Annotated in this window: 14 protein-coding genes; 5 read left to right on the forward strand and 9 right to left on the reverse strand. The window is 70.2% G+C overall.

The genetic code is table 11. The features are described from left to right. Window positions 1-117 precede the first annotated feature (117 nt). From AB0I28_RS11705 to AB0I28_RS11740, 8 genes are all read right to left on the reverse strand, one after another. Window positions 118-1,545: an RNB domain-containing ribonuclease gene (locus AB0I28_RS11705; protein ID WP_357492216.1), complete on the reverse strand. Its 1,428-nt coding sequence runs from the start codon at window positions 1,543-1,545 to the stop codon at window positions 118-120. A 66-nt stretch (window positions 1,546-1,611) separates the two neighbouring features. After that, window positions 1,612-2,172 carry a hypothetical protein gene (locus AB0I28_RS11710; RefSeq protein WP_357492218.1) on the reverse strand — a complete coding sequence of 187 codons (561 nt, stop codon included), beginning with the start codon at window positions 2,170-2,172 and terminating at the stop codon, window positions 1,612-1,614. 2 nt (window positions 2,173-2,174) lie between these two features. After that, window positions 2,175-3,188 carry a hypothetical protein gene (locus tag AB0I28_RS11715; protein ID WP_357492220.1) on the reverse strand — a complete coding sequence of 338 codons (1,014 nt, stop codon included), beginning with the start codon at window positions 3,186-3,188 and terminating at the stop codon, window positions 2,175-2,177. Beyond that, the gene (locus AB0I28_RS11720; protein ID WP_357492222.1) at window positions 3,185-3,508 is read right to left on the reverse strand and encodes a hypothetical protein; all 324 of its coding nucleotides are present in this window, start codon (window positions 3,506-3,508) and stop codon (window positions 3,185-3,187) included. Before AB0I28_RS11720 ends, AB0I28_RS11715 begins: the two co-directional genes overlap by 4 nt. Then, a complete protein-coding gene (locus AB0I28_RS11725) occupies window positions 3,505-3,963 on the reverse strand; it encodes a YbaB/EbfC family nucleoid-associated protein (protein ID WP_357492223.1) in 459 nt (152 codons plus the stop codon). The genes AB0I28_RS11720 and AB0I28_RS11725 overlap by 4 nt, the downstream gene beginning before the upstream one ends. Window positions 3,964-4,060: 97 nt before the next feature. Next, window positions 4,061-5,800, reverse strand: a complete 1,740-nt coding sequence (locus AB0I28_RS11730; protein WP_357492225.1) for an ATP-binding protein — start codon at window positions 5,798-5,800, stop codon at window positions 4,061-4,063. Between the two features lie 4 nt (window positions 5,801-5,804). Next, entirely contained in the window at window positions 5,805-6,557 is a 753-nt protein-coding gene (locus tag AB0I28_RS11735) for a pyrimidine reductase family protein (protein ID WP_357492227.1), read from the reverse strand. Continuing rightward, complete coding sequence (locus AB0I28_RS11740) at window positions 6,554-7,570, reverse strand: potassium channel family protein (protein WP_357492229.1); 1,017 nt, start codon at window positions 7,568-7,570, stop codon at window positions 6,554-6,556. The genes AB0I28_RS11735 and AB0I28_RS11740 overlap by 4 nt, the downstream gene beginning before the upstream one ends. Before the next feature lie 219 nt (window positions 7,571-7,789). Between AB0I28_RS11740 and AB0I28_RS11745 the strand changes: the two genes are divergently transcribed. Continuing rightward, window positions 7,790-8,524, forward strand: a complete 735-nt coding sequence (locus tag AB0I28_RS11745) for a sugar phosphate isomerase/epimerase (RefSeq protein WP_357492231.1) — start codon at window positions 7,790-7,792, stop codon at window positions 8,522-8,524. Between the two features lie 31 nt (window positions 8,525-8,555). On the opposite strand, the gene AB0I28_RS11750 is transcribed toward AB0I28_RS11745, so the two are convergent. Then, entirely contained in the window at window positions 8,556-9,530 is a 975-nt protein-coding gene (locus AB0I28_RS11750) for an acyltransferase domain-containing protein (protein WP_357492233.1), read from the reverse strand. Window positions 9,531-9,604: 74 nt separating this feature from the next. Between AB0I28_RS11750 and AB0I28_RS11755 the strand changes: the two genes are divergently transcribed. From AB0I28_RS11755 to AB0I28_RS11770, 4 genes are all read left to right on the forward strand, one after another. Beyond that, window positions 9,605-10,000, forward strand: coding sequence for a hypothetical protein (locus AB0I28_RS11755; protein WP_357492235.1), 396 nt, complete (start codon window positions 9,605-9,607; stop codon window positions 9,998-10,000). Further along, window positions 9,997-10,311, forward strand: a complete 315-nt coding sequence (locus AB0I28_RS11760) for a DUF3817 domain-containing protein (protein WP_357492237.1) — start codon at window positions 9,997-9,999, stop codon at window positions 10,309-10,311. Before AB0I28_RS11755 ends, AB0I28_RS11760 begins: the two co-directional genes overlap by 4 nt. Before the next feature lie 136 nt (window positions 10,312-10,447). Then, on the forward strand, window positions 10,448-10,798 hold the full coding sequence (locus AB0I28_RS11765; protein ID WP_357492239.1) for a hypothetical protein: 351 nt from the start codon (window positions 10,448-10,450) through the stop codon (window positions 10,796-10,798). Window positions 10,799-10,807: 9 nt separating this feature from the next. Continuing rightward, complete coding sequence (locus AB0I28_RS11770) at window positions 10,808-13,327, forward strand: hypothetical protein (protein WP_357492241.1); 2,520 nt, start codon at window positions 10,808-10,810, stop codon at window positions 13,325-13,327. The last annotated feature ends 31 nt before the right edge of the window (window positions 13,328-13,358 follow it).

The following is a 13,358-nucleotide window of genomic DNA, read 5'->3' on the forward strand; positions in this document are numbered from 1 at the left end:
GTAGACCTCACCGTCTCGATGCCGTTGTTCGCTTGGGTATTACCGCACTGTCCGCGCCGCTCGCACCGCCCCTGCTCCCAGCACTGTACGGGCTGTGACCGCGCAGGCGCGCGGGCCTCACGCGGGGGTGAACTCGACCCTTCTGCGCTCGGTGTCGGCGACCGTCAGCCGGACTCTCAGCCGCTCGCCGAGGGGCAGGCCCTCGCCGGCGCAGCGCGCGATCACGGCGGGCTCGGCGATCTGCACGCGACCGGCGGGCTTGCGGTCCTCGACGTCGATCACCACCGAGTCGAACTCCTCACCGATCCGGGGCGACAGCACGGTCGCCTCGACCAGGTCCACCGCGGCGCGCTCGACGCTCCCGGCCCGCCGTCCGGAGACCGCCATCTCCCGCGGCAGCGCCTCCAGCGCCTCGCGCACCCACGCGGGGACCTCCCGCCCGGCGCTCAGCGCAAGGCAGACCTCGGTGGTGTAGCGGTCGACGAGACGGCGCAGGGGTGCGGTGACGTGCGCGTACGGCGCGGCGACCGCCGAGTGCGTGCTCAGCTCCGGGCGCGTGCCGTCGAAGGCCTCGTAGCCCGAGCCGCGCAGCAGCATCATCGACTCCTGCAAGAAGGCGGCGTGCTTGGTCCGGGACGGGTCGAGACCGGCGACGACCTCGCCGTAGCGGGCGCCTTTCGGCCACGGCACGTCCAGGCCGAGCGCGACCCGGCGCACCTTCGCCAGGTCCTGTTCGGACGGCTGCGGCAGAACCCGCAGGACGCCGACGCCGCCGTCGAGCATCATCCGTGCCGCCGCGATACCGGTGAGCAGGGAGATCTGGGCGTTCCAGCCCTCGGCCGGCATCGGGAAGCGGAACTCCAGGCGAAAGCCGCCGTTCTCGCCGACGACCTCCTGCTCGGCGGTAGGGATGCTCACGCCGCCGCGGGCGCGTTCGAGCACCTGCCGCAGGGGGCCGACCTCGGACAGCAGCACGAAGGTGTCCTCGGCGGTGCCGGCGTCGAGGGCCTCCTGGACCGCGCGGTACTCGTGGCGTCCCCGGCTGCGGACCAGCGCGCGGGAGACTTCGGCGGAGGCGATCTCACCGGTGGCGTCGAGGTCGATCCGCCACAGCGCGGCCGGGCGGGTCTCGCCCGGCAGCAGGCTGGCCGCGCCCTCGGACAGCGCGCGCGGATGCAGCGGGACGTTGCCGTCGGGCAGGTAGACGCTCTCGCCGCGCAGGTGCACCTCGGCGTCGAGCGCACCGCCGGGAGTGACGAAGGAGCCGACGTCGGCGATGGCGTACCAGACCCGGAAGCCCTCGCCGGCCCGCTCGATGTGCATGGCCTGGTCGAGGTCCATGGACCCTGGCGGATCGACCGTCAGCAGCGGGATGTCGGTGCGGTCGGGATGGTCCGGGAGCGGCCGGGCCGCGGCCTGGCGGGCCTCGGTCTCGGCGGCCTCGGTGAACTCCACCGGAAGCCGCATTTCGGCGCGGATGCGGGCGAAGCCCTCGGTGAGGTCGGGCTGGACGGCATCGGCGACCTGGAGGATGCGGCGAGGCATACCGACGAGACTAGGCGCTGGGTATGACGGAAACGCGCAAGCGCGCGAAACGGCGGATCCGCGCGGTCACTTCCTTCGGCGCGGGCGCTTTTCGGCGGCTCGGCGAGCGGCCGGTGCGGCGGCCTCGGTCGCGGGCGTGTTCTCCTTGGCGCCCTTGCGATCCCGGGCCCGGCCGCGGAGCCTGACGGGGATGAGGACGGTGGCCAGGAGCACCGCGAAGATTGCGATCACGCTGAACGTGCGGGCCGACTGCACCGGGTGGCCCACGGGGTAGACGCGGCCGTACTTCTCGTCGGCCTTGCGGTCCTCATCGGTACGGCGCTCGACGGCGACCTCGCCCGACAGCGCGGACATGGAGTACACCGCCACGTCCTCCCGCCACGGTTCACCGGTGACCTTGTCGGTCCAGGTCACCTCGGCCCGGCACTCGTAGGGGGCGCCGAACCAGGACGGCGCGCAGTTCTCCACGCGCGCCGTCCCGGTCAGGATGGCCCAGCCGCTCGCCGAGCCGAGGCGTTCGAGGCCGGACAGCGCGACACCGCCCACGGCGAGTGCCGCCGCGGTCCAGACGACGAAGATCGCCGGGGACACCCACTTCTTCGCCGTCGTGCGTCCGGGTTCGGCCATGCCTACTCGTCCTTGCCGCCGTTGATGTTCTCCTCGCCTTCCTTGTACGCCTTCGCGCTCTCCTTGCCGGTCTTCTGCGCGTAGGAGTCGTTGAGGGCGCCCGGGGCGTCGCCGAACTTGCTGTTGAAGTCGCCGATCGGCTCGGTGAACTTCTTCAGCGAGGAGCTGTTCACCAGGTCCTGGATCCCCTTGATCTTCAGCCTCTGCGGGCTGGTCTTGACCGCGCGGTCGGCCCAGTTGTGCATGGCCTGCGAGCGGTCGCCGAGCGTCTTGGCGACCTTCTTGCCGGTCTCGCCGAGCTTCTCGAACTTCGCCACGAAGCGCTTGATGATCGTCAGCAGCTTCGCCATGCGCTTGGTCAGGTTGCTCGCGGTGATCGTGAGGTCGACGCCGAGGCTGGTGAAGAACGCCGCCATGGAACCGCCGAGGGTGGGCCCGGCGGCGGCCGCGGCGACGATCGCCTGGGTGATGATGCGGCTGACGAAGGAGGCGATCATGTCGAACACGATCGCGCGTTCGGTCGCCACGACCATCCCGGCGATGGCCACGCCCTGACCGACGTCGTCGGAGTGCGACGCCATGGCCCGCAGGCCGGCGATGTAGTCGCGCGCGTTGGACCGGTAGCCCTCGGCGGCCTCGCCGGCCCAGGTCGAGATCCCGCCGAGGGCGGTCTCGTAGTTCTGGGCGGTGGTGCTCATCTGCTTGGCGATGTTGCCCCAGGTCTGCGACACGGCGGTGATGGCGGCGGGGTCGCCGGTCAGCATTTCGAGGGGCTCGCGGATCCAGGCGATGTGCTCCATGAGCCAGCCGACGCCGGCCTTGACGATCTCGCCGAGGGGGTTGAGCGCCATGCCCAGCAGGTCGAGGCCGACCGACAGGCCGTCGACGGCGAGGGTGACCCAGTCGGTCTTGCCGTCCTGGCCGATGTCCTTCCAGGCGCTGTAGCCGCTGTCGAGCAGCCCGGCGCCGGCGGTTCCCGAGGGGCCCTTGTTCTCCGCGATCAGTGGGTTCGTCACTTGAAGATCCCCGCCCCGTTCACGTCGTCCCACATCTGCGTGATGGCCGTCTCGGTGGCCATGTAGCACTCGTTGTTGGCCTCGACGCTCTTGTGGAAGGCCGCGGCGAGCTCGGCGGCCTGCTTCATCATCTCGCCGGTGTCGCCGACGCACATCTCCAGGATGGGCGGGACCAGGCCTTGCAGGAACAGGCCGTAGGCCTCGAACCCGCCGAAGCCGACCTGCTCGGCGGCGTCCTTGCAGCGCTCGACCTCGGACTTGAGCGAGCTCAACGGCGTCAGGTGGGCGCTGAGCTCCTCGGGTGACACTTCGAAACTCATGACCGGTACCGTCCCTGTCCGTACGGGTCGTAGCCGTACCCTCCGGGGGAGCCGCGGCCGTCGTCCGGCTCGTCCTCCTCGATGTCGGGCATCGTGCTCTTGAGGAAGTTCATGGCGTCGGTGTCCTCACCGACCACGTTCGACATGATGTCGAGCATCTTCGCCGAGGCCTCGCGCGTCGCCGTCCGATAGGCCTCCATGAGCGCCGCCGTCAGCTGCGCGGGGGCTGCTCCCTGCGTGCGCGGCGAGAACCACGCGGACATGAGGACGCCGGAGGGGTTCACCGTCACGGTGACCAGCCCTGCCCGGTCGCTCGCCTCGACGTTGGCGCGCGCGAGTTCGGCCGTGGCCTCCTCGCTGCTGGCGCGAAGCGCGGCGATCCGCTGATCCTGCTGCCGGAGCCACTCGTCGGGGTCGAGCAGCTTGCGGTTGAGCCCCTCGATGGGGTCGGTCATCGTCTCTCCTCCCAGGTACTGCCAGCGGCACAGTAACCCCGGAGCGCAAACCCCGACGGTGCCCGCGAGGTCCGTGACGGACGCGCGGGCCCACCGGTCAGAACGGGATGTCGTCGTCCTCGTCGGTCAGGGCGAAGGGATCGACCTGACCGGTCGCCGAGCGCAGTGTCGAGGTCGGCGGCTCCCCGGCCTCCTGCGGACGGGTCGCCCAGGCGGGGAAGGGGAACTCGACGACGAGCGGGACCGGAAGTTCCGGCTGCGCGACGAACATCGTGCCGGGCTTGGCCATGAGCACGCGCTGACGCTGCGAACTGGGCAGGAAGCCGTACTCCGGCCGGCCGGCCTCGGCCGGGTCGAGGCGGCCCACGACGCGGATCGCGCTGTTGGCGGCGATGCGGCGCTCGACCTCGCTGGCGGTCTGCTGCGCGCCGACCAGGATGACGCCGAGGGAGCGGCCGCGCTCGGCGATGTCGAGGAGGATCTCCTTGATGGGGCTCGTACCGTCCCGGGGCGCGTACTTGTTGAGCTCGTCGAGGACGACGAACTGGAGCGGGCGGGCGCTGCCGGCCTTCTCCTTGCGCTCGAACTCCGTGCGCAGGACGACGCCGACGACGAAACGCTGCGCGCGGTCGGGAAGGTTGTGCAGGTCGACGACGGTGACCTGGGCGCCGTCCTCGGTGGACACGCCGTGCGCCCGGCGCGGCGGGAGATCCCCGCGGACGAGGCGGCCGATGTCGCGCTTGGAGTTGATCATCCGGCGGATGAAGGCGTTGACGGTGCCCATGCCCATCGCGCTACCGGCCCACTGGCCGCGCGTGTCCTCGTCGCCGAGGCGCTCGACGAGCAGGTCGACGAGGTCGCCGTAGGAGCGCAGGAGCACACCGTCGACCACGGCCGCGCCGTCGTCCTTCGGCTCCGCCTCGCGGGCCAGGCGGGCCGCGACCTGACCGACGACCATCGTGTACTGCTGGCGCTCGTCGTCGCCGTCGGCGAAGACGTAAGGGAGCAGCCGCTGCTGGCAGAACTCCGCGACCGTCCAGTAGAAGGACTCCACGCCCGTGGTGCGGCAGGCCACGTCCGGTGTGCCGTTGCGGTCGCCCTCGCGCGGGGGAGCGAAGACCGTCACCGAGGCGAACGGCCCGGCGGTGAGGCCGAGCCGCTGGTACTGGGTGCGCAGCTTGTCGTCGAGGTGCTTGTTGGGGTGGTCGAGCAGGAGAAGGTCCTCGCCCTTGACGTTGAAGATGAGGACCTTGGTGTTGACCGCCTCGGCGCCGAGGGCGTCGGAGTGCAGCAGCGAGTAGAGCAGCCAGGTCGCGAAGCTCGTCTTGGTGGCCACGCCGGAGATGCCCGAGATGGACACGTGCGCGCCGCGGCTGCCGTCGAGGAAGTCGGCGTTGAGGTAGACCGGTTCGCCGTCGCGGCCCAGGCCCAGCGGCACCATCCTGACCATGCGGTCGAAGTAGAGCGCCGCCGAGCGCGCCTCACCGGTGGCGCGGTAGACCGCGTCGCCGGGACGCGGCGGCACGAACACCTCCGGCTCGACACGGGTCACGGTGATCTCGGCGGCCTCCTGCACCTGCGCGGGCAGCATGCCCTCGCTGATCAGGAAGACGTCGGAGTCGAACTGGGCGCCCTCATGGCGGGCCCGCACCGAGGTGACCACCCCCGAGACGGTGACCGGGTCGCGGCCGGGCACCTCGCGCGAGGTCGTCACGACGTCATCGAGTTGCAGGTACTCGCCCTCGGTCACGGCCACCCAGAACGACAGGGGGGTCGCGTCCTCGGTGCCGAGCACCCGCCCGACGGGCCTCGCGTCCAGCTCAGTCACGGAGGTCATCCTCTCACCCGGCTGTGACAGCGCGCACGTAGCGCAGGATCAGGTTGCCGTCGGCGTGGAAAGCGTGGGCGAGACGCAGCGAGCGGACCGGGGAGGCCGGGCCCGCGGTGATGCGGCCGGCACCCGCTCCCGCCAGCAGCGGGGCGAGCGTGAGGCACAGTTCGTCGAGGGAATCGGCGGCGGTCAGCTCGCCGAGGATGTGCGGCCCGCCCTCGCACAGCATCTGGTTCAGGCCGCGCTCGGACAGTTCCCGCCTCATGGTGGCGAAGTCCACAGTCGACTCTCCGCAGTCGACGATCTCGGCCACCTCCGACAGGGCCCCGCGCCGCTCCGAGGGAGCGTTGGCGCTGGTGAAGACCAACGGCCGCACGGGCGCGCGGGTGAACAGGGGAGAGGCCGGGTCGAGGTCGAGGGCGGCGCTGACGACGGCCATCACCGGCTGCTCGGCCAGATCGTGATCGCGGCGCCACGCGACGCGCTTCTCGTCGAGGCGCAGGTCCTCGTACCCCTCCGCGCGGACCGTCCCGGCGCCGACGACGAGCACGTCGCAGAGCATGCGCAGGATCTTGAACACGCGCTTGTCGGCGCCGCTCGACAGGCCGGCCGACTCGCCCTCGACCGTCACCGCGCCGTCGGCGCTGGTGACGAAGTTGACCCGCAGGTGCGGCAGGTTCCGGTCGGGCTGCTCGTAGTGCGCGATGAGCTCTTCGTCGGACAGCTCGATGGGGGCGTCGGCGGGCCACAGGCGCGAGATCATGTCGACACCGTAGCCGGTGCGCTGATCGTCACGAGGCGGTCGCCGCGACGCAGCGGGCCGGACACGTCGCAGTGCAGGCGCTGCCCGTCGCGGACGACGACGACCACGAGGTCGGCCAGTTCGCGCGGTCCCTTGCCGACCTCGGTGGGGGCGACCACGCGCTCGGCGAGGTCGAGGCCGCGCCCCTGGGTCAGGAGGTCCTCGATGACCTCGCAGACGTCGGGGGTGACCGTCGAGAGGCCGAGCAGGCGCCCGGAGGCGTCGGAGGAGGTGATGACCGAGTCGGCGCCGCTCTGGCTGAGCAGGGGGGCGTTCTCCGACTCGCGGACGGCGGCCACGATCGTCGCGCGCGGATTGGCCTTGCGCGCGGTGAGGGTCACCAGCACCGAAGTGTCGTCGCGGTCGGCGGCGACGATGATCCGCCGCGCCTCGCCGACCTCGGCTCGCGCCAGGACCGAGGAGCGCGTCGCGTCGCCCTGTACGGCGACGTAGCCGTCGGAGGTCGCCTCCTCGACGTGTTCGTGGCTGCGGTCGACGATGACGATCTGCTCGGCGGGGATGTCGGAGGCGCGCAGTGTCGCCACGGCGCTGCGGCCCTTGGTGCCGTAGCCGATCACGACGGTGTGGTCTCGCAAAGCCCTGCTCCAGCGTTTCTCGCGCCACACGTCGCGCGTGCGGCGGGTCAGCACCTCGACGGTCGTGCCGACGAGGACGACGAGGAAGATCACGCGCAAGGGCGTGATCACGACGATGTTGAAGAACCGCGACCTGTCGTCGATCGGGACCACGTCGCCGTAGCCCGTGGTCGACAGCGTGACGGTCGCGTAGTAGATCGCGTCGAGGACGGAGACGGACCCGTCGGCGGAGTCGCGGTAACCTCCCCGGTCGATGATGACCAGGAAACAAGCGAGGGCGAGGCAGGCGACGGCGGCGGCGAGTCGCACCAGGATCGCCCTCGGCGCCGACAGCCGCGTTCTCGGGTGATGCACGGGGGAGCGGTGGTCGGAGGGCACGGGGGTAATTTAGCGCACCGGCCGCCTCGCCCCCGCCATCTCCACCCCCGCCCACCACCCCCTCCGTCCACTTCGGACCGCCGTTTCCCTCGCACCCCGCCCGGTCAGCCCCGCGGCTCCCCGTCCGCGCCCGGCCGCCGCGCCGTCTCCCCAGGAACGCCCACACCCGCAGAAAACAACCCCTTGCCAACCCGCAGCGCGTACGCGATCCTGTCCAGCGTGATCCTTACGCCGCAGCAGTTGTCGATTCAGCTGTACACGATGCGCTCGCTCGCCGAGAACGACCCGGCGGCCGTGCTCGCCAAGCTCTCCGAGCTGGGCTATCGCTCGGTCGAGATGGCCGGCACCTACGGGCGCACGGCCGGCGAGTTCCGCCGTCTCCTCGACGACGCGGGCCTGCAGGCCACGTCCAGTCACGTGAAGCTGGACGACGCCATCGTGGACACGATCAACGACGCGCTGACCCTCGGCCACTCCTTCATCGTGGTGCCGTGGGCGCAGTTCGACACCGCCGACGAGTGGCGCCGCTTCGCCGACGAGCTGACCGCCGCGGCGGTCCTGGCCCAGCAGGCGGGCATCAGCCTCGGCTACCACAACCACGCCCACGAGTTCACCCAGACGATCGACGGCGTGCGCCCCTACGAGCTGATCACGGCCAACACCGACCCGCACCTGGTCCACCTGGAGGTCGACCTCTACTGGGCGGTCCACGCCGGCGTCGACCCGCGCGACATCCTCGCCGCCAACCCCGGCCGGGTCCGCCAGGTGCACGTCAAGGACCGCACGATCGACGGCGCGATGGCCGACCCGGGCGAGGGCGTCATCGACTTCACCGACCTGATCCCGACCGCCGCCCGCTCGGGCGTCATCGAGTTCATCGTCGAGCGCGACGACGCCCACGACCCCTACGGCACCGCCGAGACGGGCCTGGCCTTCCTCCGCCGCTTCTGCTGAACAGCGCCCGAACCCGCCCCCCCGAACCCGCCTAAACCCGCCGCAACGCCACGCCGCCGCCGCGCTGCTCCCAGCGGCGGCCCTCGGCGAGGTGCTCGACGAGCGCGCGCTGGAGGCCGTTGTCGCGCGGCAGCGTCGCCAGGTCGACCTTCTCGGGCGAGGGCACGACGGTCTTGAACACGAAGCGCAGGATGTCGAGGGTGCCGTGCAGTCCGGCGTCCTTCTTGGCCGGCATCAGCTCGAAGCGCCGGCCGAAGGCCACGATGTTCGACGACGCGGGCAGGCGCTCGCCCAGCTGCGGGTCGAGCAGCCACGACAGGCACGTCGCGCGCGTCGCGGCGTGCTCGGGGAAGTGCTTCGGGTAGAACTCCGCCGCCCACGCGAAGGACGCGTCGCACGCCTCGGGGCTCATCGGCCCGCCCGTCTCCGGGATGTGCACGCCGAGCACCGGCGCGCCCTCTGAGAGGTGCATGTCGAACTGGAGCCTGCCGAGCCGGTAGATCGAGCCGCGGAAGTGCAGCGTGAACCAGAACGAGACGTCCAGGCCGGCCTCGCCGTAGATCTGCCGGTTGATGCGCAGTTTCTCCCCGACGTCGGCGAAGGTCGCCCAGGAGATCTCCTCCGGCACCCCGCGCTCGGCGTGCCACGCGAGGGTCGAGGGCAGGTGCGCGAGGAACGCGTAGAGATAGGTGAGGCGCGCGCGGGGGTCGCGCTGGTCGGCGAGCGACGGCCAGGAGAGCATGCCGTGCCCGCCCATGTCGGAGCGCAGGTGCTGAACACAGCGCTCCAGGACCCACCACATGGCCGGGTCGGCCTCGGGGTCGGGCCGGGCGGCGACGGCGTCGGCGACGTCGATCTCGTCGGCGCCCATCCGGTGCAGGATCCGGATCACCTCCGCCCGGTCGGGCAGCGTCACCTTCTCGGCGGGCGCCCCTAGCCCGTCCCAGGTGTCCAAGATCTCTCGCGCGGCGTCCGGCCACCCCAGGCGCTCGCGCACTTCCCGCACGTCAATCACCGCGCTATCTCACCCGACGGCGACCGGCTCCGTCAACTCTCAGGCGCGCGGCCTAGAATCCGCGTGTGTCCCGGTTCCTGACCCGCCGCTGGTTGCTCGTCCACGCCGCCCTCATCGTGGTGTGCGCGGCCTTCGCCTGGCTGGCGTGGTGGCAGATCGGGCGGGCCGCCGGAGGAAACGCCCTGAGCTGGGCCTACGCCTTCGAATGGCCGCTGTTCGGGCTGTGCGCGATCGCCCTGTGGATTCGCGAGATCCGCGAGGAGCTGCGCAAGAACGGACCGCTGGAAAGGGTCGGGGAGGCTCCCATGGAGGCCCCTGACTTCGCCGACGTGACGAAGACCGCTGCGGCGGCCACCGGCGAGCCCGACGACGAGCTGTCGGCGTACAACGACTATCTGGCCTGGATGAACCAGAACCCGGACAAACGAGCCAGCGAATACCCAGGGAGACAGACCACATGAAGGCCGCCCTCACCCGCTACCGCGTGATGTCCTACATCGTCGGCACCCTGCTGATCGCCTTGTTCTTCGTGGCGATGCCGCTGAAGTACATGGGCGCCAACGACTCGCTCGTCGCGATCATCGGGCCGGTCCACGGCTTCCTGTACGTCTTCTACCTGATCGCCGCCTTCGACGTGGCGCGCCGCGCGGGCTGGCCGCTGAAGCAGACGCTGCTGGTGCTCATCGCCGGCACGATCCCGGTCGTCTCCTTCGTCGCCGAGCGCTGGGTCCACCGCCAGGTGACCCCGAAACTCGCCGCCGAGACCGCCTGATCCGGCGCCCTCGCGACCAGCGGTGGTCGCGCTCCCATCGGGTGCGATTTAGCCCGAATCTCTTGTTTACTTGGCGGACAAGTCTCCGCTAGGCTGCCGACAATCACGGGTCTGTCCATTGTGGTTGGAGGCGCTCATGGCCGAGGTAGGCATCCGTAACGTGCACAATGCCGGGTCGTCGGGTGTACGCGCCGAGGGCGACGCCGACGACTTCAAGAGCGTCCGGCGCTCCTTCGACACCTTCTGCGACGAGGCCGGCAGCGCGGCCGCGGAAGGCCCGATGGTCCGCGGCATCCAGAGCTTCCAGGAGAAGAACGCCAAGTCCCTGGAGTCGATCGCCACGCACGGACGCTCGGTGGGCACCAACATCAGCGGCGGGGCGGGCAAGGTCACCCGGTACGACACCGACACCGCCGACGGCTACTTCCTGATCACGCCCGAGCTCGGCGACGCGCGCTACCACCAGCTTCGGAAAATCAACCGCTAGGAGGCCGCTGTGGCATGGGACGCCAGCCCCTGGGAGACCAAGGCCAAGGAAGACGTGATCCGGGCGCAGTCGGAGCAGTTCCACGGTCTCGCCGGCCGCATCACCGGCCGGGGTACGAACCTGAAGGGCACCATCGACAAGGGCGCGATGGAGTACAGCTCACTGGTCGCCGACCCGATCGAGTCGGTCAACGGCGACAACATGAAGGTCTGGCAGGAGGGGACGCAGGCCTCCTTCTTCGGTGGGACCGTGCTGGGCGCCTGGGCCACCGAGATCGGGACCCTCAAGGACGGCCTCGAAGCCCTGGAGAATCGCTACAAGAGCGAACTCAACAGGATCTACGCGATCGGCACGGGAAGCCCGACCGCCGGAGACGCCAACACCGGGCGCCTCGCGCAGCAGGAGGAACTCGAGCGCGAGCTGACCCGCGAGGCGACCCGCCTGAAGGCGACCTTCGACGCCGACACCGAGAAGCGCGGCGGCCAGATGGCCAACGGCGCCACGCCCGCCGTCCTCAAGGAGCTGGTCACCGAGGGTGACATGGGCTGGGCGGCGTGGAACCTGTGGGGCGCCAAGGCCCCGGTTCCGCTGGGCGCCAAGGACGGCGACGCCATCGCCAAGATGCTCGCCAAGCTCAAGAACGGTGAGAGGCTCACCAACGCCGACCGGGAGCTGCTCATCCAGCTCAACGCCCTCGTCGGGCACGCCGCGTGGCTCCAGAAGAACGGCGGCGATCTGACCAAGGGGGAGCTGGGCTACCTCAAGGCCCTCTACGGCGGTCTCGACGGCAAGCGCGAGTTCGTCGATCCGACGTCTCCGAGGAACGTCGCCACCGGTCTGCTGTTCAGCGTCGACGAGTTCCTCACCAAGGGGAACTACTCCGAGTCCGACGCCGACCTGATCCGCGGCGGCCTGGGCGGCGGCCTCCTCGCGCTCAGCGACGAGGGCATCGGCGGCGGGTTCGAGATGCTCCCGAAGGACATCCAGGACATCGTCAACAAGGAGATCGACAGCGACATCCAGGACAACCGCAACCACACTCCCACGGAGTGGGAGGAGACCTGGGGAAAGCTGGCGCCGTTGTTGGGCGCCGCTCCGCTGGCCGTCAAGGGCGGGATGGAGTTCTCGGCCAAGACGACCATCCGGATGGCCGAGTACACGCGCTACGTCGGCGGCGAGAAGATCGTCGGCCAGATGCAGGATCTGCTCAAGGTCAGCACCCGCAACTGGGAGGCAAACCGGCAGGTCCTCACCGGCGGCTACCAGAACGAGAAGTACGGCGCCGACACACCGGAGTTCGTGCTGCGCGAGTTGTTCGGCCGCGACGACTGGACCGACAAGGGCGAGGCCGCGGCGAGCCTCATCGACTGGATTCCCGAAGCCGCCAAGAGCGGCGACAGCTACGACCGGCATCTCGCGGGCTACTCGGCCGCGGCCCTCATCGACATCACGACCAACACCCAGAAGAGCGAGCACTGGGACGAGACGGCCTTCCAGTTCTTCACCGACGCGGGCGGTGAGATGGGCGATGACAAGCTCGCTCCCGTCGGCCAGCGCAACCCGCTGATCGCGCAGGCGATGGGCGACGTCGCGGGCACCTACCTCGACTCGTGGGGAGAGCTCGACCCCGGCAAGGAACTGACCACCGAATGGTCGCAAGGGCACCTGTCGGTCGACCACAGCGACCGCTCGCGCTTCTTCCAGCTCGTCGCCGGCGACCCCGTGGCGCGTGGCAAGCTCGGCGACGACATCCTCGCCCAGCTGGCGGTCAACGCCGAGGACATGGTGCGGGCGGGCGAGGGGGCCGAGGCCGACGGTCTGCGCGGGCAGCTTCGCGACGCCAACGGCATGCTCCTGGGCTACTACAACCACGCCGTCGAGAACAACATGTTCGACCAGGTCGCCGGTGTCGAGAAGGGCCAGCAGGACGAGTACGCGGAGAAGGCGGCGGCCCACGCCCGCAACGACGCGATCGCGGCGGGGCTCCTCGGTGGCGCCGGCACAGCGGTCAACAGCGGCATCGGTGTCTACAACGACTACCACCCCGCGCCCGGAACGCCCGCCGTCCGTACCCCGTGGGGATACGTGTGGCGCGTCGTCCCGAGCCTCGCGCAGACCGCGCTCGGGTTCCCGGTCTCCGAGATCAACCAGGCGCCGGACGCCTACGACCCCAACGACGTCGCCTACAAGAACGTCGAGTCGATCAACTACAAGCAGATGTCGATGCTGACCAACCAGGCCATGGTCAACGCGGCCCTGGACACCGGAAAGATCGACATGGCCGACCTGCCGGAGGGTCTGCGCAGTGAGGGCAACTCGGTGCGCTCCTTCGACCGCGACGACATGCTCAACGCCTCGGCCGTCAACGGCCAGCTCGAAGGCGTGCTGAAGAGGGCCGGCTACGACTGGGTCGGTGACGCGCACAGCAACACCTACCAGACCTACGACGACCTCTTCGACGACCGCGAGAGCTACGAGGACTACCTCCAGCACCGCAACGATCCCGAAGTCGGCAAGGACAAGGACTGACCCTTGCGTGCTCGGCGGCCCCGGACCCGTC

Source organism: Phytomonospora sp. NPDC050363 (genome assembly GCF_040655735.1).
Lineage (GTDB): Bacteria > Actinomycetota > Actinomycetes > Mycobacteriales > Micromonosporaceae > Phytomonospora.